At 38.9% G+C, this 24,140-nt stretch carries 21 protein-coding genes; all 21 read right to left on the bottom strand.

Annotated features, from left to right (window positions below; translation table 11 throughout):
* Nucleotides 1-71: 71 nt before the first annotated feature.
* The 21 genes from OLW01_RS08960 to prfC all read right to left on the bottom strand — a co-directional run bounded on the left by OLW01_RS08960 (nucleotide 72) and on the right by prfC (nucleotide 23,771).
* Nucleotides 72-2,123, bottom strand: a complete 2,052-nt coding sequence (locus OLW01_RS08960; RefSeq protein ID WP_268073520.1) for a flagellar hook-length control protein FliK — start codon at nucleotides 2,121-2,123, stop codon at nucleotides 72-74.
* 183 nt (nucleotides 2,124-2,306) lie between these two features.
* Complete coding sequence (gene fliJ, locus OLW01_RS08965; RefSeq protein ID WP_268073522.1) at nucleotides 2,307-2,744, bottom strand: flagellar export protein FliJ; 438 nt, start codon at nucleotides 2,742-2,744, stop codon at nucleotides 2,307-2,309.
* Between the two features lie 2 nt (nucleotides 2,745-2,746).
* Entirely contained in the window at nucleotides 2,747-4,075 is a 1,329-nt protein-coding gene (gene fliI, locus OLW01_RS08970; protein ID WP_268073523.1) for a flagellar protein export ATPase FliI, read from the bottom strand.
* A gap of 34 nt (nucleotides 4,076-4,109) precedes the next feature.
* Nucleotides 4,110-4,907 carry a flagellar assembly protein FliH gene (gene fliH / locus OLW01_RS08975; protein ID WP_268073524.1) on the bottom strand — a complete coding sequence of 266 codons (798 nt, stop codon included), beginning with the start codon at nucleotides 4,905-4,907 and terminating at the stop codon, nucleotides 4,110-4,112.
* Between the two features lie 20 nt (nucleotides 4,908-4,927).
* A complete protein-coding gene (gene fliG / locus OLW01_RS08980) occupies nucleotides 4,928-5,962 on the bottom strand; it encodes a flagellar motor switch protein FliG (RefSeq protein ID WP_268073525.1) in 1,035 nt (344 codons plus the stop codon).
* The gene (fliF, locus tag OLW01_RS08985; protein ID WP_268076195.1) at nucleotides 5,955-7,646 is read right to left on the bottom strand and encodes a flagellar basal-body MS-ring/collar protein FliF; all 1,692 of its coding nucleotides are present in this window, start codon (nucleotides 7,644-7,646) and stop codon (nucleotides 5,955-5,957) included. The genes fliG and fliF overlap by 8 nt, the downstream gene beginning before the upstream one ends.
* A 58-nt stretch (nucleotides 7,647-7,704) precedes the next feature.
* Nucleotides 7,705-8,055, bottom strand: a complete 351-nt coding sequence (gene fliE, locus OLW01_RS08990) for a flagellar hook-basal body complex protein FliE (protein ID WP_268073527.1) — start codon at nucleotides 8,053-8,055, stop codon at nucleotides 7,705-7,707.
* 301 nt (nucleotides 8,056-8,356) lie between these two features.
* Nucleotides 8,357-9,694, bottom strand: coding sequence for a sigma-54-dependent transcriptional regulator (locus tag OLW01_RS08995; protein WP_326498569.1), 1,338 nt, complete (start codon nucleotides 9,692-9,694; stop codon nucleotides 8,357-8,359).
* A gap of 9 nt (nucleotides 9,695-9,703) precedes the next feature.
* Entirely contained in the window at nucleotides 9,704-10,816 is a 1,113-nt protein-coding gene (locus OLW01_RS09000; protein WP_268073530.1) for a sensor histidine kinase, read from the bottom strand.
* A 133-nt stretch (nucleotides 10,817-10,949) separates the two neighbouring features.
* Nucleotides 10,950-12,389 carry a sigma-54 dependent transcriptional regulator gene (locus OLW01_RS09005; RefSeq protein WP_268073531.1) on the bottom strand — a complete coding sequence of 480 codons (1,440 nt, stop codon included), beginning with the start codon at nucleotides 12,387-12,389 and terminating at the stop codon, nucleotides 10,950-10,952.
* A 219-nt stretch (nucleotides 12,390-12,608) separates the two neighbouring features.
* Nucleotides 12,609-13,355 (bottom strand): HvfC family RiPP maturation protein, encoded by a 747-nt coding sequence (locus OLW01_RS09010; RefSeq protein WP_268073532.1) that lies wholly within the window; start codon nucleotides 13,353-13,355, stop codon nucleotides 12,609-12,611.
* On the bottom strand, nucleotides 13,348-14,181 hold the full coding sequence (locus tag OLW01_RS09015) for an HvfB family MNIO-type RiPP peptide maturase (protein WP_268073533.1): 834 nt from the start codon (nucleotides 14,179-14,181) through the stop codon (nucleotides 13,348-13,350). Before OLW01_RS09015 ends, OLW01_RS09010 begins: the two co-directional genes overlap by 8 nt.
* 78 nt (nucleotides 14,182-14,259) lie before the next feature.
* Nucleotides 14,260-14,637: an HvfA family oxazolone/thioamide-modified RiPP metallophore gene (locus OLW01_RS09020; RefSeq protein ID WP_268073534.1), complete on the bottom strand. Its 378-nt coding sequence runs from the start codon at nucleotides 14,635-14,637 to the stop codon at nucleotides 14,260-14,262.
* A gap of 173 nt (nucleotides 14,638-14,810) precedes the next feature.
* A complete protein-coding gene (locus OLW01_RS09025; protein ID WP_268073535.1) occupies nucleotides 14,811-16,091 on the bottom strand; it encodes a tetratricopeptide repeat protein in 1,281 nt (426 codons plus the stop codon).
* Nucleotides 16,092-16,170: 79 nt separating this feature from the next.
* Nucleotides 16,171-16,788: an energy transducer TonB gene (locus OLW01_RS09030; RefSeq protein ID WP_268073537.1), complete on the bottom strand. Its 618-nt coding sequence runs from the start codon at nucleotides 16,786-16,788 to the stop codon at nucleotides 16,171-16,173.
* Nucleotide 16,789: 1 nt separating this feature from the next.
* On the bottom strand, nucleotides 16,790-17,188 hold the full coding sequence (locus OLW01_RS09035) for an ExbD/TolR family protein (protein WP_268073538.1): 399 nt from the start codon (nucleotides 17,186-17,188) through the stop codon (nucleotides 16,790-16,792).
* A gap of 12 nt (nucleotides 17,189-17,200) precedes the next feature.
* Nucleotides 17,201-17,725 (bottom strand): MotA/TolQ/ExbB proton channel family protein, encoded by a 525-nt coding sequence (locus tag OLW01_RS09040; RefSeq protein WP_268073539.1) that lies wholly within the window; start codon nucleotides 17,723-17,725, stop codon nucleotides 17,201-17,203.
* A gap of 1 nt (nucleotide 17,726) precedes the next feature.
* On the bottom strand, nucleotides 17,727-19,088 hold the full coding sequence (locus OLW01_RS09045) for a MotA/TolQ/ExbB proton channel family protein (RefSeq protein ID WP_268073540.1): 1,362 nt from the start codon (nucleotides 19,086-19,088) through the stop codon (nucleotides 17,727-17,729).
* Nucleotides 19,088-19,849: a DUF3450 domain-containing protein gene (locus tag OLW01_RS09050; RefSeq protein WP_268073542.1), complete on the bottom strand. Its 762-nt coding sequence runs from the start codon at nucleotides 19,847-19,849 to the stop codon at nucleotides 19,088-19,090. The genes OLW01_RS09045 and OLW01_RS09050 overlap by 1 nt, the downstream gene beginning before the upstream one ends.
* 576 nt (nucleotides 19,850-20,425) lie before the next feature.
* Nucleotides 20,426-22,165, bottom strand: coding sequence for an arginine--tRNA ligase (gene argS / locus OLW01_RS09055; RefSeq protein WP_268073543.1), 1,740 nt, complete (start codon nucleotides 22,163-22,165; stop codon nucleotides 20,426-20,428).
* Between the two features lie 16 nt (nucleotides 22,166-22,181).
* Nucleotides 22,182-23,771: a peptide chain release factor 3 gene (gene prfC / locus OLW01_RS09060; RefSeq protein ID WP_268073544.1), complete on the bottom strand. Its 1,590-nt coding sequence runs from the start codon at nucleotides 23,769-23,771 to the stop codon at nucleotides 22,182-22,184.
* Between the last annotated feature and the right edge of the window lie 369 nt (nucleotides 23,772-24,140).

The following is a 24,140-nucleotide window of genomic DNA, read 5'->3' on the forward strand; positions in this document are numbered from 1 at the left end:
TATTGTTGAAGTATAACAATAATTATAGGTTGTGTATTTTAGTCTAAAACCTGTATCTACGGCTAATTAATTTAAGCATAATAATCAACGGTACCTAAATGCCCATTATTAATAGTTTGTTCTATCTGGTGCGACTCGCCTGCGTTGCCATCTTCGGGCTGATCTGAAGCGCCATCACCATGGCCTTGACCTGCTTGTTGTTCACCCTTACTTTGGTGCTCAGAAACATTAGACTCACCTAATTGAATGCCTTGCTGCTCTAACATTTCTTTTAATTTAGGCACAGATTGGTCCAGAATATCTTTAGCTTGCTGGTTTTGTACCACCATACTCACACTGGCTTGATCACCGTTCATGCTAATTTTAATTTGCATGCTACCCAATTCAGGCGGGTCAATTCTAATTTCTGCCGATTGAATACGGCTATTCATCATGTACTTAACTGAGTCATTTAAAGCATTAGCAGAATCATTTTTGTTTAAATTTATTTGCTCTTTTAATTGATGATGAAGACTTTGCTGCTTTTCAACATTTTTATCAGCTTGCTGAAATTGCTGCTCTTGTTTGTGTATTTGTTGCGAAACTTGAGCTGTCGCAGGTTTATGATCAGCGCTTGCGGTATGCTCGCTTAGTTTTGCTTGCTGTGTATGCACTTCTTGTTTAGCGGATTGCTCTAAGCTAGCGTGATCAATTATCGACTTGTCTTGTCCAATCAGTTCTTTTGCAGTTTCAGTTTGGCCTTCTTTATTTGCATTTAATGATTGCACAGTTTGTTTGCCCTCGGCGTTTAATTTAGTAGGCTCTGCTTTAGCAGATTGCACTCCATTTTGAGGATCTGCTTTTTTATCGGTCGGGGTTTCGCTTTTTACCGATTGAACTAAAGTTTGCTCTACTATTTTGTCATCGTCAGTAGCTTGTTGAACTGCTTTCTCTTGTTGTTGCGTTTGAGCTAATACTGCTTGTTGATTAGCAGCTTGTACATCAGGGCTTTTATTTGCTTTTGTCTCTTTTGGGTTAGCCTCTGTTACAGTTGATTGAGGCTCATTCAGATCTTGTTTTTGCGCATTGAGTTGGCCACTCTCACTTGCCTGTTTAATAACTTGCGTATCTGATTTAGCCGATTTAACCTCAACCGCTTGGCTATGATTCACTTTATCACTTCTTTTATCATCAGATTTAGCCAATGCTTGCTCATTTTCATCAACATTAGCAGATGATTTTACTTGGGCCTCTGTTACTTGAGTATCTGGTTTATTCGTCTTTTGTTCATTCGCTTTTTTATCATCTAATTTTTGAGTAGATTCCGCTTGATTTAAACTAGTTTGCTTTACAGAAGCTTCTGATACTTTTCCCGTTGTTAAAGCTTGGATTGGTTGCTCTATTTCACTTTTAGCATTTTCAACCATGATGTCATTTTCATGTACTTCTTTTACTTGCACATCTTCCGCTTTAAGCTGCGTTTTTGATTGTGCGTCAACTTTAACCTGCAGATTCTCCGCTGACTTTAACTCAGCTTTATTATTTTGCGCCTTTTGTAAAAAATTTAAAAAATCAAACTCGTCAGCATTCTCAAGTTTAGCGGCTTGTTTCGCCGGCTTAGTTAAAACCAACTCAGCATCCGCTGACTCAATAATAAAACTATCTTCAACTGAGTGCTGAGTTTCTTTTTTTATTGGGCTATTGTCTGAGCTAATCTTTCCGGAAATTTGGGAGGTGCTTGGCGTTTTCTGCTCATCAGTTTGAGCTGTTTGATTTTTGCCTGAAGTATCGCCAACTTGCGCGGCAGAATATTTATCTGTTTGTTTTTCTGGGGTCGACGAAGTTTCACTATCAGCAAATTTGTCTTTGCTAGTGGTTTGATTAGCTGAATTATTTATTTTTTCGTTTTTTTGATGTTGATTTGTGCCAGTATTATCCGCAGATGTTAACGCTTTTTTTTCTGATTTTTGTTGATATGAATTTTCAACTGCTTGTTTTTTTGCCGCTTTATCATTTGAGGCTTTTAAAATATCAGCAAAATCTTGGTCAGCAACAATGCCACTCGCTGCACTAGGTTGCGATGAAGCATAGTTTTGCTTAGGCAAAGCGGCAATATTTGTTTGAACATTGGCAAGATACTGCATAAAAGGTTTCCTATTCCTGTATAAAACAAACAACAAAACAATCAAAATGAGTAATTAAAAGCTGATTTCCTAGGGTAAGCCTGTATTCTACAACTTAGCTCAAAGCGTCATTTATTTTGACGCTACTTACCTCTAATTCGTTACAATCAAGTTCCGTACCAATTATTAGGTGAGAATAAGAAATTAACTTCGACGAACAAATTGATTTTGTGCAAACTCATCAAGTACTAGTTGCTCTTGTTTATCTTGCTTTGCAAGCGCTGCTCGTTCTTGTTTTTCTAATAGCAGCTCAATTGATTTTCGTTTTCGTTGCTGTTGCAACCAAAGCGCACGCCGCTGCTCTACCACTTTGTTCGCATTTTGAATTTTGGCTCTTTGCTGAGTACAAGCTTTATCAAGTTGCGATATAAAAGCTTGAAATCGCATTAAATGGTCGGGCGATATCCCGCCTTGCCCATTGTTATTCATATTATTTATATAATCATGCTTATGTTTATCTAAGCCAACTAGTTTTTCGTTTTTTGCTTGCAAATCTTGTTGGGCTTCAGCATATTGCAACGCTAGCTTATCTTCTTTTTGACGTTCAAATTCAACCACAAGTTGTAACTGGCGCGGTAACATATTTAAGCCCTAAACGAACTGGTTAACGTAGACAAGTGGGATAAGCAATCATCATAAGTAATGACTTCTTTCATTCCTTGTTGTAAAAATTTATCCATTTTTGGTTTTAACTTAACGGCAGCATCAATGGTTGGATCTGTGCCTTTGGTATAAGCCCCAATTGAAATTAAATCTTTACTGTTTTGATAACTTGAAAATAATTGCTTAATAATTCTGGCTTGTTGTTGGTGCTCGTCGCTCGTCACGGCTGGCATTACCCGGCTAATTGATTTTGCAATATCAATCGCTGGATAGTGCCCGTCGTCAGCTAACTCACGTGATAATACAATATGACCATCTAAAATAGCGCGTGATGCATCTGCAATAGGGTCTTGCATATCATCCCCTTCTGATAATACGGTAAAAAAAGCGGTAATAGAACCTTGACCATCACCACCATTACCTGCTCGTTCTACTAAAGCCGGTAATTTAGCAAATACCGAAGGCGGATAACCCTTTGTTGCTGGCGGCTCACCTACAGCCAAAGCTATTTCACGCTGGGCTTGAGCATAGCGGGTAATTGAATCAATCAATAACAAAACGTTTAAGCCTTGATCTCGAAAATATTCAGCAACAGAAGAGGCAGTTTCACATCCTTTTAGCCTCATTAAGGGGGCGTTATCCGCAGGTGCTGCAATCACAACTGCGCGTTCACGCCCTGACTCACCTAATATTTCTTCAATAAACTCTTTAACTTCGCGGCCACGCTCGCCAATTAATCCAACCACAATGACATCAGCTGCGGTTCCTCGGGTCATCATCCCTAGTAAAACACTTTTACCCACGCCCGAGCCGGCAAATAAACCAATTCGCTGACCCATACCAACCGTCAGTATGCTATTGATGGCTCTAATACCAACATCTAATGGTTGGCTTATTTGTTTACGATGTAAAGGGTTCAGCTTATGATGTGCTCTAGGTTGATCAGATGTAGCTATTTTACCTTTTCCGTCAATAGCTTGGCCTCTTGCATCTAATACTCGGCCCAATAAATCCATGCTTAATTGAAGGTGATCTTGAGTTGCACTAGGAACGACTTTAGCACCCGGTAAAATACCTTGGATGGTTTCACTGGGCATTAAATAAATTTTATCCCCTTCAAAACCAACAACCTCTGCATCAATATAACCTGAACTCGATTCAACCTTACACTGAGTGCCCACCGCAGCCTGGCAACCAATGGCTTCAAGTGTCAATCCTATCACTCGAGTTAGCCGGCCAGCCACTTTAGGTTTACTTTGGCTGATGTGTGCTTGATATTGCTGTAAACGTTGGCTAAGTTGCACGCTCATGTTTAAATCCGCCATTAACACGTATTGCCGTTATTTAACTCGATTGTTGAGTAAAGTTTTCAAAAATTTCGTTAATTCGTTCATCCATCGTATAACTAACGCTGGATACTTGAGTTTTAATTTCAACCCCGCCTCTCTCAACGTTCGGGTCACTATGCAAATGCCATTGACGGCGATTAATTTCTTTATCGCCGTAGCTTTCCTGCACCATTTCAAAATCATCTGGATGCAACAAAATCTGACATTGCTGGGTATTAAAGGGTAAAAACTCAGCGGCACTTTTAACGCTTTGCAATATAATTTCAGGGTTGGTTTTAAGTTCTGTCTGAATCACAGCTTTTGCTAAACTAACGACAAGCTCAATAAGTTCGTTTTCAACTTGGCTATCAAGCTGCTTTAAAGGCTCATCCAGTTGCGCAATAATATCATTCCAGTGTTGGGCTTTTTCTTCCATTAATCCTGTGCCACTTGCCAAACCTTCTTCATGACCTTGTGTTTTGCCTTGCTCTAAACCGACTTCGTAGCCTTGCTCTTTACCTTCAACTTCACCTTTTTCAAAACCTTGAGCTTGACCCTCAGCAAAACCTTCTTCATATGCAGCTTGCCTAATTGCTTCTACATCTTCAATAGTAAGTGGCTTTACTTCTTCGGTTTCTTCATCTGCTTCCGGCGGCTCATATACCCAATTAGACTTTTTTCCCAGAACGTTCGTGTAATTTTCATCTTTCTGGTTTAATTCAGCTTGCATGTCTGGAATATCCCATGCTTTAGCATCGGCGATTAAATCATCGTCACGTCGAATCGATTTTCGGTATTTAAAATCATCAGCCATAATGGGGCTACTTGCCTATTCTATAAAAATTCTTCACCGCCGCCACCGCCTAGCATAATTTCACCAGAGTCAGATAACCGACGCGCGACCGATAACACTTCTTTTTGTGCCGCTTCAACTTCACTAATTCGAATTGGGCCCATAGCTTCTAAATCATCAACTAACATTTCAGCCGCTCGTTTGGACATATTACTTAATATTTTATCTTTTAAGCTCTCATCTGCGCCTTTAATCGCAGGCATGAGAACATCTTGCTGAACTTCACGCAAGATGGCCTGTATACCTCTGTCATCAACATCTGCTAGGTTATCAAATACAAACATTAAATCTTGAATCTGCTGGCTCATTTCTTCGTCATGTTCACGGATAGCATCCATCAACTGCCCTTCAATATTAGTATCCAGGTAGTTCATAATATCGGCTGCGGCTTTTAAGCCACCCATTTTAGCTGCTTGTGCACCCGCTTGGCCGGCAAATTGTTTTTCCATAATTTCGTTTAATTCTTGTAGCGCGGCTGGTTGAACTTCTTCTAAATTCGCAATTCGCATCATTAAATCAAGTCTCACTTTTTCAGAGAATTGATTCATAATTTCAGCTGATTGCTCTGGCTCTAAATATGACAATACAATGGTTTGAATTTGTGGATGCTCGTTTCTAATGATATTGGCAACTTGTTTTGAATCCATCCATTTGAGTGAATCCAACCCTTTTGCACCACTGCCCATCACAATTTGTTCAATCAAATTGCCCGCTTTATCTTCACCCAAGGCAGCTGTTAAAGCTTTACGAACAAACTCTGTACTTTGGAAGCCTATGGTACTAAAGCTTTGAATATCATCAATAAATAATTTATGAATTGCGGTGATTTTAGCCTGACTAAAATCATCAATAGACGCCATCGCCATACCCACTTTTTGAACTTCTTTAGGTTCTAAGTGTTTTAAAATTTGAGCAGCATCTTCTTCCGATAAACTCAAAAGTAATACCGCTGCTTTTTCAACCCCTTCGAGCCGGCTGACATCAAAGTCTTGTTGTGCTATTTCGTTATCAGGCATCTTCGTTTAACCACGCTTTAACCACTTGGGCTGATAAAATTGGTTCGTTTGCAACCAAGGCTCGAACCGCTTTTAATACATCTTCATCTTTGTGTAAATCAGGTAACATTAAGGTGCCATCTGACGAGAAACCAACAGCACTGGCATCAAAATCATTAGATAACATATCTAAAGTTTCGTCCCCTAAATCAACACCCGATGAAACGCTATCTTGTGAATAATCATCTACCACTTCTTCAGGGTAGATTAATTTACGCAGCATAGGTCGAACTACCGCATATATCAAGACGATAATAATCGCAGCACCCAATATTAATCGAACTAACTTAGTGAACCAAGGTTCTTCAAAAAATGGCGTCTGTTCAATTTCGCCAATATCTTCCCTTACAAACGGCATAGCGACAACTTCTAATGTGTCTCCTCGTTGCACATCAAAACCAATACCGCCTTGCAATAAACGACGAATGTTGGCCAGTTCAGCCACAGGTCTTGGCTCTGAGCTTACTTCACCAGTTTCAGCATTTGTGCTAGCAACATAATCAACTGCAACAGATACACTTAATCGGCGAATAACGCCTGTTTGCTGGCGAGTATGGCTAATTGTGGTATCTAACTCGTAATTTCTGGTGGCTTCACGATGGCTTTTACTTGGCGAAGCATTAATTTCACCATTGGTTGCTTCTTCCGGTATGTTAGATTCAAGTGGCGGCTGATTGGTTAAAGCACCTGGTATACCGGCTGCTACACCGCCTAACGAGTTAGTTTCAAGCGTCATTTCACTGCGTACGGCTGGTAGATCCGGATTGTAACGTTTTTGAGTTTGCTCAACCGAGGTAAAGTCCATAGTAACGTCAACTTGTGCGGTATAATTACCTAAACCAACTACGGGTATTAAGATGGTGTCAATCTTCTCTAAATATTCAGACTCTCGTTTTTGCTCAATTTCATATTCTTTACGATTACGAGCAGATAAATCGTTTTGCGAGCCTGAATTTAATAAACGGCCGTTTTGATCGGTAACGGTAACGCGATTAGGCTCTAAACTTTGAACCGCTGAAGCAACCATATCTACAACAGAATCAATTTCTTCAGAAGATAAAATGCTGCCACGTTTTAGCGTAAGTACAACGGTTGCACTGGGCTTTTTTTCATGCCGAGCAAACACATTTTCTTTTGGAATGGCTAACAATACTTTGGCGCGCTGAATAGATTGAAGTTCTTCAATGGTTCGAGCCAATGTTTGCTCGCGACTAAATTTTAAGCGCTCACGTTCAACTCTTTGACTAACCCCAAAGCCCATGTCAGTCAATAATATGTCAGTCCCTTCAGATGGCCCTGCAGCAACCTCTAAACCTGAACGTTTAAGCTGAAGTTTTATATCTTGATATTCTTCTTCGATAACATAAACCACATCGCCTTCAAGTCGGTATTCAATTTTTTGCTGGTCTAAAAAATCAAGTGTTTGGATTAGTTCTTCAGTTTGCATTTTGCCAAGCGGACGAAAATCCGGTTCGCGAGCCCAGACAATAATAAAAATTGCAATTGCCAAACAAATTGCAAGCGCAAGTATCAAAGTCACTTGTCGTAATACATCGACATTGCCAAGTGAGCTTAAAAATCCAGATTTTTGCTCTTCGTTTGCAACGTCTTGATTATCAGTACTAGCGTTGCTATCTGATACCATTAAATCGTTGTTTGCAGTTTGTTCAGCCACTGTTATTTACTCCATACCTGTTTGCAGGTTACACCGGCATGTTAATGATTTTATCGTACGCTTCAATGACCTTATTCCTAACCTGAATGGTTGCTTCAAAGGCGATACCTGCTTTGCCTTTTGCAATCATAACATCAGCTAAAGAAACACTTTGATCGCCTAGTTCAAACTGAGTTGTTTTATGTTTTGATTCATAACCCAAGTCATTCACGTTATTAATTGCATCACTCAACAATTGACCAAATTTTGCTTGGGTAGGGTTTTCAACTTTAGGTATCGATTGCGAGGGAATGCCCATCACATCATTTTGAATGGGTGAATTTGCACCTATCGCCATTTTTTGCATTTCAGCATATAAAGAATCTGAACCAATTTTCATCTTTATCTCCCAGCGTCAATTTTTTGAATTGAGTTAATTTACACTAGGATATGCAGTTAGTATGCCAGACAGGAATAAATTTATAAGTTTATGGGAATAAGATTTTGTTTATTTTGGTTTTCCTAAGTCTAAAAATTTGAGTACTTGTTAAAACTACTGGTATAAATAGCAACTAACCCAGCCTCACACTACCTTTTAACTCAAGCTTTAACCTACTAAAAATACCTTTTAAAATACGTTTACTTCCATGTAAACAAATTGACTAGTCTAAGGTTAACTTAAACGAGTCAAGCAGGTGAATTTAAACTGGGATTTCAATGCCATACTCTTTCATTTTAGCAATTTTATATCGTAAAGTACGTGGGCTAATGCCTAACTGATCTGCGACTTTGTTTCGCTTTCCATGGCAAGCAATTAACGTATCAATAATAATTTGATGCTCCTGCTGTTTTAATTCATCCCCTAGTGAATCTTGTTCTGGCGCTTGGTTAAATTGAGATTGATACACAGCAGTGTCGGCTTCAATCAAAATATCTGACGCTTCTATATATTGGTTTTGGCTCAATATCAGAGCCCGCTGAATAACATTGTCTAATTCGCGTACGTTACCTGGCCATTCATATTGCTGCAAAATTTGACGGGCAGCGACTGATAATTTAGGGGCTTGCTGCTTATTCTGTTTCGCATGACGTTCAATTAAGTGTTCCGCCAGTGGCAAAATATCTAATTTACGTTCATTTAGTGAAAGCCACGTCAATGGGAAAACATTAAGCCTATAGTAAAGATCTTCTCTAAAAGTGCCATTCGCCACAGCTTGTTTTAAATCACGATTACTAGTGGCTATCACTCTGACATCCAAATTGATGGTTTTTCGACTCCCCAAACGCTCCACTTCTCGCTCTTGCAATACTCGCAGCAGCTTAGCTTGTAGCGATAAATCCATTTCTGAGATTTCATCTAGTAAAATAGTTCCGTACTGGGCTTGCTCAAATTTTCCGGGACAAGCTTGCAGCGCTCCGGTAAAAGCGCCTTTTTCGTAACCAAACAATGTTGCCTCAAGCATATTTTCAGGAATGGCAGCACAGTTAATGGCAATAAAAGCGGCATCTTTACGAGGAGATTGTTGGTGAATATAGCGCGCTAATACCTCTTTGCCTGAACCGCTTGGACCTAATACCATAACGGAAGCGTCAGATTGGGCAACTCTTGAAGCTAAATTTAATAAATCGATGCTTTTTTCATCAGCTACAATTGGCTTAAAAGCTTTAACTGGCTCTGTCGGTAAATAACGACTCACTAAATTTAATAATACTTCTGGCGAAAAAGGTTTAGCAAGATAATCAGTGGCGCCTTCTCGCATCGCATCCACCGCGTCTTTAATATTGGCAAACGCGGTCATTAATAAAATAGGCATATCAGACGTTTTATTTTTAACAGCTTTTAATAATGACAACCCATCCATACCCGGCATTTGAACATCACTGATAACCATACCAATGTCTTCTTGGTTTAATTTGATTAAAGCTTCTTCACCCGATTGGGCTTCAACACAGTTATAACCTGCGATGGCTAATGTATCCACAATAGCTTCTCTTAAATCGGCGTCGTCTTCTACCACTAAAATAAAATGATTCATCATATACTCCGATTAATTTTGACCTGATGCATAATTCAAATCACTAGACTCGTTTTTAGCTAAATCGACTATACTGAGCTCAATGGTAAAAACACTGCCTTTGCCCAACTCAGATTCAACTTTAACCTGCCCTTTGTGTTGCTCAGCAACCGCCTTAACAACAGCCAAACCTAGTCCGGTGCCTTTGCTTCGTGTGGTAAAAAAAGGTTCAAATATATGTGGTAATTGGTTGGCATTGATCCCCGGACCGTTATCCGAAACTTGAATCCAAACTAAATTTGGATCAGTTGGACACCTTTTAGCTAACAGCTTTATTTGAGCACCTGTTTCTATGATTTGGATACTATTGTGAATTAAATTTTGAATCGCGCTTGCCAGCGCATTTTTGTTACCGTAAATAATAATATCAGGTTCAGGTAAGCTAGTCGTTAAACAACCCTGGCTTTGCAATATCATGGCTTCACTGCCAGACTGAACCTCTGATAATAACTGTTGCAACGATAGTTTTTCAGCAACCTGGCGCTCTCCACTTTTTGCAAATAGCAGCATATCAGTAATCTGATTTTCTAAATCATGTAATCGAGCCATTAACTTTCTTTGAAAGTTTTGTTTTGAAGCCGGGGCTAAAGAGTGATTTGCCAAATTAGCAGCATACAACATAGCGGCAGACAAAGGAGTGCGAATTTGATGAGCCAGCGATGCCATCATTTTTCCTAGCACACTAAGTTGTTTAAATTGGCTCAATCTAGCTTGTAACAAACGTGTATTTGTCATGTCTGTTAACACGACTAACTGACCTGGTTCAGGAGTGAGCGCTGTTGTTTCTAACTTAACTAAACGCCCGTTTCTAAGTGAAATTTCATGTCCATCATCTGCTTTGGGATTAAAAGAGCGATGAATAACACTCAGCCAAGATTCACCAATTAATGGCTCTTCTAATAGATCAATTGCAATTTGATTGGCTTGTTCGACCAAGCCCGTTTCTGACAAAATAATGACACCGGCGGGTAAAATATCGACTAAATGCTTTAAACGAGCAGACTGGCCTCTTAACTCGTTTAATTCACCTAGATAGCTTTCTTGTTGTAAAGTGTGAAATGGCTTTGAAATCGACAATGCCTGCATGATATTAACCTGTGTCAAAAGTTTAACTAAAATTCTAACAAAGGTAATGCAATCCAAATGCCAACAATTTAATACTTATAAAACATAGAGTTAAGCTAGGTTCATAGGAGTCGTTAATTTGACAGCTAAACCACTATTGATTTAATCCATACTTTCGCATTTTTTCAACTAAGGTGGTGCGACGCATACCTAGCATTTCAGCTGCCCTGGCAACTACCCCTTCTTGCGCGGAAAGTGCTTGATTAATTAAATCAACTTCAACTTCAGATAAATATTCTTTAAGGTTTAACCCTTCAAGCGGTAATTCGGTAACCATTTGGGTACTGGCTTGTTCCTCTTCAAGTGCTTCGTCTTCTGAAAATGAAAACAAATCATTTAATGCATCCCGCTCTAAAACTGATTCTGGATACTCTGGCTCAAACGTGTCCACTTCAATATGCTGATATTTTTTAGGCAGTTCTGCGACATCGACCAATTGGTTTGGATACAAAATAGAAAGCCGTTCAATCAAATTAGAGAGTTCTCGTACGTTACCGGCCCATTTATGCTCCATTAAAGATTGAATCGCATTATCTGTAAGTTTAACTGAATCTTGCGCTTGTTCAGTTAAACGGCGAATTAACTCATTAATCAATAGGGGTAAATCTTCGCGCCTTTCTCTAAGTGCAGGCGTTTCAACCGGAAATACATTCAGGCGATAATAAAGATCTTCTCTAAATTTTCCTTCGTTGACTAAGTTTTCTAATTCTCGGTGAGTTGCTGCAATTACTCTTACATTCGATTTTATTTGCAACGCCGAACCAACACGCTCAAACATACGCTCTTGCAATACTCTGAGCAATTTTACTTGCATTTGCAACGGCATATCACCAATCTCATCTAAAAATAAAGTGCCACCTTGAGCTAATTCAAATCGACCTTTACGTGTGCTAATAGCTCCGGTGAAAGCCCCTTTTTCGTGGCCAAACAACTCGCTTTCCAGTAACTCGCCGGGTATAGCCCCGCAATTAACTGGCACAAACGGGCCCTTAGCGCGTTTAGATAAACGATGAATGGCCTGAGCAACCACCTCTTTACCTGTGCCTGATTCACCCAATACAAGTACATTAGCGTCAGTTGGCGCAACCTGTTCAATTAGCTTACGAACGACCTGCATTTCATGGCTATGACCCACCAAAGTGTGTTGCAAGTCTTTAGAGGATCTTAATTGTTGGTTGGGTTTATTACGCAAATAAAGTTCACAGCGATGCAAAGCTTGAATAAAACCAGAGTGGGTAATTTGACTATCAAACGCGGCAACCACATTCGCAAGGCCGGTTAAGTCAGATAAACGCTGATCAACAATAAACGGCAACTCTGGCGCTGCGGTAATTAATTGCTTACATAGCTCAAAATCATCACTATTAGCACTAAGTAAAACCGCTTTCCACTGCTGATGTTGAACTAAGGTTTGAGCTGTATCATTGACGTCGACACTATCAAAATCTTCATCCATAAACTTAAGAATGGTTTTAAGCGTCGAAAAATCGCTAGCAGTAGAGTCAATTAATAGAATACGTCGATTATTTTGCATGCGCCTGTCAAATTATTGTTATTATGAAATCTATTGGTTGAATTATTGACGAAACTTATCAATTAATCCAGTTAAAACCTAAAAAACGTCAATTTTTTGTATCATGAAATCAGTTTACCTTTAAATGATTAAATATGCTTAACTAATCGGTACTTACAGCCTATTTAAGTAGAGGTAGTAAGTGTAAAGAGTTGAGTATTTTCAAACATATTGGCAACTTTATCGATTGTCTTTATTAATCACAATCCCAAACTCAGCAAGTTCAGTTAAGCTTTGTGCTAAACCTTGCTGCAATATTAAAGCATTTGTTTGCGGTAAGGCTTGTTGTAACAATTCGGTTAGGCTGGCAAAGTCATTTGCGACCTCTTTTGCAATTAAGTCCAAAAGATAAGCGGTTACCGCATTCACTTTCAAAAACTGAACTTGTTTTTTCCAGTTACGGTATACCACTAAAAATGTCGGCTCAGAATCAACTATTTTAGGTTGATTGTCTGGACTAATTTGATGAACTGCGAATGGGTAAGACACAACTTCTGCACTTTTTGATAAATAAAGCGATTGTGTATTGATATCATCAATCAAACGTTCGCTAGCTTCAATAGGCCTAAGCGAAATATCTAGCTCAAGCCATTCGTAATGAGCCAACTCAGCTAAAAAAATGGGATCACTTTCCGAGATTTCATACTCATTTTTTATGTACGCCACAAACTCTTCTGCTATTTGACAAAATAAAGGGGCTTGAGCTTGGTGATTGGCAACAAACTGCTGCTTTATTCTTAACCAGTCATTAGAACTATAAATTCGCTTAAGAACTGGAAATGCGCTATCAATAAACCCTTGAATGGTGTTAAAAATCAAACCTTGATAAATTTTAAGTCGTCGGTTTTCAATATCTAAATTATGGCTTTGAGTCGGGTTTCTAATCGCTGACGCAAACTGATACTGTAGCGCTTTGAAATCAGGCATAAATTTGATACCTGTCTTGAATCAATTTAATTTTATTAACCTCGGTTAAAAGCTGCTTTGGATCTGGAATATTAAAGTCACGCTCGAGTAAGGTTGGAAATACACCATGATACTGATATGCGTACTCTAATAAAGCCCACACAGGTTCAATTACGTCCGCGCCGTGAGTATCGATAATTAAATCGGCTGCTTCGTTATAATGGCCTGCAATATGCCCATAAACAATTTTCTCGGTGGGTAACGAGCAAATAAATTGCTTTGGGTCATAATTATGGTTAACCGAATTAACATAAACATTATTAACATCTAATAATAGTTTGGCACCTGAATCTGCAAGAATTGCATTGGTAAAATCACTTTCACTTAGCTCTGTTGACAGCGGTGTATAATAAGAGACATTTTCAAGTACTAACGGTCGTTCTAAAATATCTTGGACTAGCTTTATTCGCTGAGCCACATAATCTACAGCTTCTTGCGTAAATGGAATGGGCATTAAATCGTATAAATGCCCGTTAGCAGAACAAAAACTTAGATGTTCTGAATAAAACAAAATGCCATGTTTATCTAAAAAAGCTTTCACATGCTTAACAAAGTCAATATCCAACGGGTCTGGGCTACCAATTGATAAGGACAATCCATGGCAAACAAATGAATGTTGCTGGGCTAGTGCTGAAAATTGCTCAACAGCTTGATCCGTCTGACGCATCCAATTTTCAGGGGCAACCTCTAAAAAGTCTAGCGTTTGCGGAAATGAATCCGACAATGCCTGAATAAAATCACGCCTAAGGCCTAAACCCGCACCTGTTAGCTTTTTTTGAACCTGCATTGGTGAACCTTTAAGTACCCTGTTTTAAATAAAAACGGCTTTTAAAAGCCGTAAATGCTAATAGTGTTCTGGAGGGTGCTATTTAGCGCCACACTTACCTTCACCGCACTTGCCCTCGCCACATTTACCTTCTCCACATTTGGCTTCTTTGTGCATTTTAGCTTTGTCTTCGCCGCACTTGGCTTCTCCACATTTACCTTCTTCATGCATTTTAGCTTTGTCTTCGCCACATTTAGCTTCACCGCACTTAGCTTCCCGATCAGATTTAGCACCACATTTAGCTTCATGTTCAGTTTTACCTTCACCAGATTTAGCTTCATGCACTAGCTGCTCATATCCAGAAGATAAAGGTTGCATTGAAAAAGGAGAAGTTTCTGCTGTTGCCACACCTGACAAAGAACCAACTACAACAGCACCTATTGCTAAATTTAATGAGGTTTGATTTGATGATTTCATAACGCGTATCCTTTTAAAAATAAATTGCTATCGCTGCTAATATGACCTTTGGTAAAAGAAAATAATTTCAATTATTTACTATTTAATTTCACATCAAAAATAAATTTAAAATAAAAACAAATACAAAAAAAGCAGCCGAAGCTGCTTTTTTAACTAAACTCAGTGTTTCAGATTTAGTTTATTGAGATCTTTTTACGCTCGGCTGTATCTTTAATATAGCTTAACCAGCCTTTTGCAACACGTTTGTGTTGATTAGACTTAAGACCTTCTTGTGCATGCTCATATGCTTTTTTGTAATTGCCTAAATTGAAATGAGCTTCAATTAACGCAACATTAATTGAGCCTTTCTTAGGGCTATCATACTCTAAAGCTTTGTTATATGAAGCAATTGCACTTTTGTACTTTTCGGAAACTGAAAATAAATCACCAGATTTACGATAGAACTCAGCATCATTATCTAATTTAGCGGCTGCTAAATAAGTTTTTGCTGCTTTGTCATATTCTGACGCCTGATGAAAATAGTTTGCAGTTGATCCCATATTTTTAGCATTCTTTTCAAGTAAGCCAGATTCGATGTGTTTTTCCATCGTCACAGCTGCTTTGTAAGGAATACCATTCATTGAGTACAACTGAGCTAAGGTTGTAAAATGAGTTGGTTTGGTTAAAAACCCTTGTATTTCTGCTAATTCGAAAGTCGACAATGAACGTTCATAATCTTCTGTCATTAGATAGAATTGAGCAAGTGGAATCCACCATTTTTTATCTTCCGGGAATACCTTAATAGCATCAGTAGTTACCTCAATCGCACCCTTATAATTTTTTTGATCTACATAAGCAGACATTTTTAATTGATAAGGATCGGCTTTAGGTTCTTTCGCATACTGAATTGCTAAGTCAGCATTCTCAATAGTTTTGTCATATTCTTTTAGCTGATAATAAGCCAAAGCTTTATGACTATAAACTGTTGGGTCATGCTTTTCTGTAAACGCAAACCATTGATTATATGCATCAATCGTTGCTTGGTACTTTTCTTCCTGAAGGTTCAAAATAGCTAAAAGCTTATATACACCGGCTTGGTCATCCCAACTCAGAATGTCTAAGTCTGCTGCATATTTTATTTTGCTGATGGCTTTATCGTAGTCACCTTCTTGAGCGTAAAGTTTACCGATAAGTTGTGATAAATAAGCTTTATCAAATTCTTTTTTCGGCTCTAGCTCTTCAAGAAGACGGATAGCAGCTTTAGGATCGGCTTCTCTACCTTCTTCTTCATTAGGCGTTAAAAACTCAACCGCTTCAGCAACTTTTTTACCAACTCTTTCAGACATTACCTCTACAGGTCTTGCCTTTTTCTTCTCTTCTAGCGATTGTGCCGCTGCAGCCTGCATCGGCAACATAGTTGCAGATGCTGTCGCACCGAATAAAACCGCTGTTAATATCAATCGTGAGAATTTCATACTATCTCCTGGGTTAGCTTCAACGCTTATTTACTACAAAGGTTCAAGCTAACCTTCCTCAATTGAGCCTAGACTCAAGTTAGTTTGATGCCAAACTAAAGTCTAGTTTTACTGTCAGACCAGGTTGCTTAACTGGCTTACCATCAACAATTTTTGGCTTGTACTTCCATTTTGAAAGCGCTTTTTTAGCCTCACGGTCAAAAATTCGCTTAGGTTGTGAGTCAATAACGTCTACATCAATTACTCCACCAACTTCATCGATAGTAAAACTTAACTCAACCCAACCTTCAATGCCATCCCTTGCTGCTTGTGCCGGGTAGCGGGGTTCAATTCGAACAATTGGTGTTGCGTCACCATCTTTCATTAACGCACCACTAATATCACCGATACCTGCATCAACACCACCTGTATTAACTTGAGGTACATCTAAATTAATACCTCCCGCATCAGCGTCCGTCGTATCAGGCTCTGCCGTTTGTGGCGGCGGTGGAGCTTGAGGCGGCGGTGGTGGTGGTGGCGGCGTTCTGGTTCGCTCTTGCACAGAATCGGACGGTTTTTGCATCACGATATCAATCCTAGGTGCTTCCTCAGAAGCATCTGGGCCTCGTTGATTATTGGCAATTAACTGTGCCATCAAAACAAAAAGGCCGAATGTTATCGCTATGCCTATTGGTATGGATAACAGTAGGCGGATCATATTATTTTTTCCCCGCGACTACGATTTTATCAATACCAGCGGCCTTGATTTGATCCATGACCTTCATCACTCTGCCATGTTTAGCTTCTTCGTCAGCCTGGACAATGACAGTATCTGTTGCTTGTTCTGCTAACATTTTTTCAAGGTTAGCTTGAACGCGCTCTACGTCTACCATACGTTTATCCATCCAAATATCACCGTTGTCATTAATAGCAACAAAGATATTTGCTTTAGGCTTAGATTCAGCCTGGCTTGCTTCTGGTTTATTTACTTCAATACCTGCTTCTTTAACGAAAGAGGTTGTTACGATGAAGAAGATCAACATGATGAATACGATGTCTAGCATCGGCGTCATATCGATTGCTGCATCTTCCTCTTGTCGGCGATGTCTACGTGCCATAAATGAATCTCTCTAATGATGTGGCAAACTGTCCACTAACTTTTCTACTTCCATTCTTACGCGAGTTTCTATTCTAGAGCTAAAGAAAACCCCGGAAAGCGCTGCAACCATCCCTGCCATAGTAGGAATTGTCGCCATGGAAATACCCGATGCCATCAAGCGAGGGTTACCCGTACCTTGTACAGCCATAACTTCGAAAACCGAAATCATACCCGTAACCGTACCGAACAATCCAATTAAAGGACATACCGCCACTAGGGTTTTAATCAATAGAATTCTGGCATTCAGTAATTCTGATGCTTCCGAAATCCAAGCTTCACGCACTCTGTGCGCATACCAAGAAGTCGTATCTTCACGTGAATCCCAACGTTGAATGATGGCTTTTTTATGCTTTGGAAATTCCATAAACATATACCAATATCTTTCAATCATTAAAATCCACATTACCGCTAGCACCCCGAAGACGATCCATAATACATCGCCCCCGGTTGATATAAATCCCCTGACAGTTTCCCAAAGTTCTATCAGGTATAACATCTTATGCTCGCTCCTGCTCCGCGTGAGCCGCTACGATACCCGCGCTTTGCTCTTCTAAGACATGAACAATAGACTTGCTCTTAGCTGCAGTAATACTGTGTAAGAATATCAACGGTAATGCTGCGATTAGACCTTGAGCAGTAGTAACAAGTGCCATTGAGATATCACCCGCCATAATTTTCGGGTCACCCGTACCGAATAAGGTGATTGATTGGAACGTACCAATCATACCTGTAACCGTACCTAGTAGACCTAATAATGGAGCGATAGCTGCAAGGATTTTAATTACGTTTACGCCGCGTTCAATACTTGGTGTTTCACGTAAAATACCCTCATCAAGTTTAAGTTCAAGCGTCTCAGTATCAACTGATTTGTTTGAATGATAAACCGATAAAATACGACCCAATGGGTTTTTATCTGAAGGGTTAGAAAGATTTTTCAACTGAGATTTAATTTTAGCACCAACAATCGTTAGTGTAACGAAACGCTCAAGAGAAATTAACATACCAATTAATAATACAACTGTGATTACATAACCTGGTAAGCCACCTTGATGATAACGTTCCATCATAGTTGCTTTTTGCTTGAAGATATCAAGAATTGCACCACGTGAAGGGTCAATATATAAACCTTCGTAACCTGAATCTGTACCATTAAAATCAGCTACAGATGAAACCATATGACTTTCAGGCTGACGGCCTAAAGGTTCAATTTGATTACTTTCTGAGTTGAATTTTAAGTAATGGTCATCTGCTAATAAGTTGAATGAACCAACTCGAGTTACGGTTTGCATTGATTCAGAACCATCTAAACCAATTACCGGCGCTTCGAATTTAACAACTTTTGATGATTCAGTCATTTCAGTTTGAAGTGCGAACCATAATTCTTCTAATTCATTTAACTTAGGTAACTCTTTAGCTTCTGCTAAACGACCTAATAATTCTGTACGATCAGAATAAGCTGGTTGTGCACTAATGATTGAAGTTGCAATACGACCTACTGTATCACCAGCAGCTTGACGTACCACACCAAACATTTCACCTAATGTACCTTTAGCATCATCAAGTTCGTTGGTTTTTTCAGTAATGCGTTTTTCATTATCAGCAAAAGTTTGTTGCAATTGCTTTTGACGAGCTTGCGCTGCCTCTAGCTCTTTTTTTGCTTTATTTAATAAGGCTTGTTTCTGGTCACGTGCAGCTTGGAATTCCGCTTCACGTTCTTTATTTAATTTAGCTTCAGAAACACGGTTTGATTTAACTTCTTGAAGCAATTGGTCTAACGAATTTGAATTTGCGTAAGCGCCAAAAGTCATAGACGTTAAAGCAATAGCTGAAGCAGTAAGAATTGTTTTAATTGATTTCATTATTCTGCACTCTCCGCTGCAAACACTGGCACTTTAATGAGATCAGGTGCAACCTGTTTCTTAGCCATACGAATTACTTTGGTAACTGGTTTGATATATTCATCACCTAATTCAACCCAATCACGAGCGTCATTATCCCAAACCCAAGCATGCTTAAGGTCTAAAGATTGAGCTAAAAGTGATACGCGGCCGATGTGAACCATATCTACTGTCATATCATTTAATTTGCCTTGATATGCAGAGATAGCTGAACCGTAATCATTTTCAATTTGATAAGCTTCTAATACCAAACGGAATCGTTCAGACGTAGTAATGTTAGGATCGCTCATTAATTCACGAATACGCTCAACACGTTCTGTACGAGCTTCAACTTCCACTGGGATATCTAATGCGATGAATTTCTCTAAAGAATCAAGCATACGATACATTAAAGGTACAACCCCTTTTTTAGTATCTTCAATACCGTCAATTTGGCCTTGTAGTGAATCAATTAGCTTCTGTTGGTTGTTTACCAGTTTCTGCACATGTTCGTTGTACATGTTTAGATTGTCAGTTTCATCAACAACGCTACGATACTCACCAAGCAAATCAATTGATTGCTCAAACATAGAATCGACACGTTTTTGAGACTTAACAGCGGCGTTATGAATAGCACGCTCTTCTTTGTGCAGATTTTCCACTGGGTCTGCATAGGCAGCTGTAGACAGTGACATCGCACATGTTACAGCTATTGCAGACGCGAGTTTTTTGCTTTTTATCATCTTTGACACGATTCCCAATAATTAATAATTGTATGGAACTTTCTAGCTGGCGGACTCTGATTCATCCGTTGAACTTTTGTTATAGTTTTAAATAAAACTGCAACAAATCTTCTACCAATTCCCTCAGTCTGTCAACCGCGCTGTTTACATAAATAAAGTGAAAGTAAGTAAAATCCAGCACTAAAGATTATACTTACGGACCTTCTTCTTATAGACGCATCTGAATCTTAGCGAATGTGACTAGTAGATTGCAAAGATTTTTATATAAATAGACAATAAATTTTGCTTTTTTTGTTATCTAATTTACATATTGGGGTTTATTTGCTTTAAATTTAATCAAATGTTAACAAAGGTTCAGGCAGAGCAGCCAGAGTAAGGAGGTTAGAACAATCAATTTTAACAACTTTGTTTATAGTAAGAATAAATATAAGTTATAATAAACCTATTAGACACGGGTTTAAATAAACCTTAGCACGCCCTATTACAGTCATAAATTGATTATTTGATTGATTTGAGCCTTAAATTAATTTAGATAAAAATTAAGGCTCATTAACTTTTGGTGAATCACGGGTAGGGTTACATTCTTTCCATGGTTTCTATACCTAAAACATCTAGGCCTAACTGCATTACTTGTGCAGTCCATAAGCTTAGTCCAAGTCGGCTTTGTTTATCAGTTTCATTAACATCTGATTTTAAAATTGGACAAGCTTCGTAAAAACTCATAAACACACTGGCTAATTCATATAAGTAGGCACAAAGTACATGTGGGTGTGCTTCTTTTGTTACTTGCGTTAAATAATCTTCAAATTGAAGCAATTTAATCGCTAATGCCCGCTCTTGTTCTGCTTCAATGTGAATACCTGCTGTCAAACTTACCGGATCAATACCCGCTTTAGCAAAAATTGAACGCACCCGAGTATATGCATATTGTAAATAAGGCGCTGTGGCCCCTTCAAAGCTCAGCATACTCTTCCAAGAAAAAATATAATCGCTGGTCCTATGTTTTGATAAGTCTGCAAATTTAACAGCACCTATTCCAACCTTTTGCGCAATTTCTGTTTGTTCTTGCTCTGATAAATCGGTAGCTCGCTCAGCAATAAGTGTTTTTGCGCGGGCTACTGATTCATCTAATAAATCGGTTAATTTAACAGTGTCACCAGAACGCGTTTTAAACGGTTTGCCATCTTCTCCCATCATAGTGCCAAAAGCATGATGTTCTAGACTGATGTCCGGATTAACAAAGCCGGCTTTACGAGCCACAGTGAACACTTGCTGCATATGGAGAGATTGACGCGCATCTATAAAATACAAGCATCGATCGGCATTTAAGCTTTTACTGCGATATTCTGCCGCTGCTAGGTCAGTTGTTGCATATAAATAACCGCCACCTGATTTTTGAACAATCACAACCGATGGTTCACCATCTTTTTTGGCGAGTTCATCTAAAAATACAACTTGAGCACCTTGGTCTTCAACTGCTAAACCTTTTTGCTGTAAATCTCTAATAACACCGGCCAATTTATCGTTATAGGCACTTTCAGGTTTAATATCATCTCGTGTTAAAGTGACATTAAGTTTTTTATAAACCGCTTCACTATGAGAAACCGAAATATTAATAAACTCTTGCCACAACTCTAAACAGCGTTCATTGCCACTTTGTAACTTAACCACATAATCACGAGATTTATTTGCAAACGCTTCATCGTCATCAAATCGCTTTTTAGCTTCACGGTAAAAGTTTTCTAAATCAGCAAGCGCAACTTCTGCTACTGAGTTGCCCTCAAGCTTTTCCTCTAAATGAGCGATTAACATGCCAAACTGGGTTCCCCAATCGCCCATATGGTTTTGGCGAATAACGTTATGGCCTTGAAACTCTAACGCACGAACAACAGCATCACCAATAATAGTTGAGCGTAAATGCCCTACATGCATTTCTTTAGCTAAATTGGGTGATGAGTAATCAACCACACAAACATCGGGCTTATCGGTATTTTCAACACTTTTTCTAGGATCAGCTAAATGATGATTAAGTTGTTCTGATAACCAAGTTTCAGCTAAAAAGATGTTAATAAAGCCTGGTCCAGCGACTTCAATTTTGGATGCAATATCTGAAAGATCTAACTGTTCGATAACTTGTTCGGCAAGGGCGCGTGGATTTGTTTTTAATTTTTTTGCAGCCCCTAAAATACCATTTGCCTGGTAGTCACCAAATTGAGCTTGTTTACTAAGTGCGATATGCGGCCCAAATTCAGCAGGGATTTGTACAGCCAACATAGCTTGTTGTACTTTATCGGTTAATAGTTGTCTGATTTTCATAAAAATTCGCTATCAATTAATGTTCACGTGTTTGGCGAAACGCCACATCAGGGTATCTTTCTTTGGCTAAATTTAGGTTAACCATGGTTGGCGCGATATAAGTTAAGTTATCGCCACCATCTAACGCTAAATTGCTTTCGGCTTTGCGTTTAAATTCTTCAAATTTTTTCACATCAGTAGAATCTACCCACCTTGCTGTGGCAACATTAATTGCTTCGTAAATAGCTTCTACTTTATATTCTGCTTTTAATCGCGCTACCACTACATCAAATTGCAGTACCCCAACCGCACCAACAATTAAATCATTATTCATTAAAGGTCTAAATACTTGTACCGCACCTTCTTCCGATAACTGTACTAAACCTTTTAATAATTGTTTTTGCTTTAATGGATCTTTTAAACGGATTCGTCTAAATAATTCAGGTGCAAAATTAGGAATACCACTAAATTTAAGACTTTCACCTTGAGTAAAAGTATCACCAATTTGAATTTTGCCATGGTTGTGTAAACCAATAATATCACCAGCATAAGCATCTGCTGCGCGTTCACGATCGCCAGCCATAAAAGTAACAGCGTCAGAAATACTCATCGTTTTTCCAGTGCGTACGTGGTTCATTTTCATGCCTTGGCTATATTTGCCAGACACAATTCGCATAAATGCAATTCTATCCCTGTGTTTAGGGTCCATATTGGCTTGAATTTTAAATACAAATCCTGAAAAGTTATCTTCTGTTGCAATTACGTCTCGCTCACTTGTTTCACGAGGCATAGGGGCAGGCGCCCATTCGGTTAACCCATCGAGCATATGGTCAACCCCAAAGTTACCCAAGGCTGTACCAAAAAAGACAGGTGTTAACTCGCCGCTTAAAAATAATTCACGATCAAATTCGTGTGATGCGCCTATAACTAATTCAAGCTCTTCTCTTAATTGCTCGGCCAGCTCTTCACCTACTGCAGAATCTAATTCAGGGTTATCTAAGCCTTTAATCGTTTGACCATCTTGTATCGTATGGCCTTTGCCTGACTGATACAAAATTGCTTCATTTCGATGAATATGAAAAACCCCTTTAAAACCTTTACCACATCCAATCGGCCAAGATATAGGAGAACAGGCCATATTGAGTTCAGTTTCTACTTCATCTAACAATTCCATTGGATCGCGAATATCACGGTCCAATTTATTCATAAAAGTAACAATGGGCGTATCACGTAGGCGAGTCACTTCCATTAATTTTCGAGTTCTGTCTTCGACACCTTTAGCCGCATCGATAACCATCAAACAGGAATCAACTGCGGTTAGCGTTCGGTACGTATCTTCAGAAAAATCTTCGTGACCTGGAGTGTCTAATAAGTTGACCAAAGCACCATTATAAGGAAATTGCATTACCGAGGTCGTTACCGAGATACCACGTTCTTTTTCCATTTCCATCCAATCAGATTTAGCGTGCTGGTTTGAACCTCGGCCTTTAACTGTACCTGCTTTTTGCAACGCCTTGCCGAATAATAAAACTTTTTCAGTAATTGTTGTTTTACCCGCATCAGGGTGAGAAATAATTGCGAAAGTCCGTCGCTTATTGATTTCATTAAGAAAATCTTGGTTTGCCATGTATAAATTCTTTTGTTTGTACACGGATTTGTAAACACTGTTAGAAGTACTCTTTTTCAGTTCTTCGCTTGTTAAATCCGTTGTGTTAATCGTAATTGGCCGCTATTTTCGCTGATTTTGACTTTATAAACAATCAATGGTTATCTAATCGGTTAGCATTTACACTCAGCAGCCATCAATGCTCTGTTTTGGCAGGTCTCAATTATTGCTTATTTGGCTTGTAAACAGCTATGACTAGATCTCAAACTTATTCGTTTATAGCCTGTTTACCAACCCCTATAATTGTGCAGTTGCTATCATTAATTGCTATTGCTGATACAATTTAAACTGTTTAAAAACTACAGTTTAAGCTGTGTACCGCACTTTCGT

This window comes from Catenovulum adriaticum, from assembly GCF_026725475.1.
Taxonomy (GTDB): domain Bacteria; phylum Pseudomonadota; class Gammaproteobacteria; order Enterobacterales; family Alteromonadaceae; genus Catenovulum; species Catenovulum adriaticum.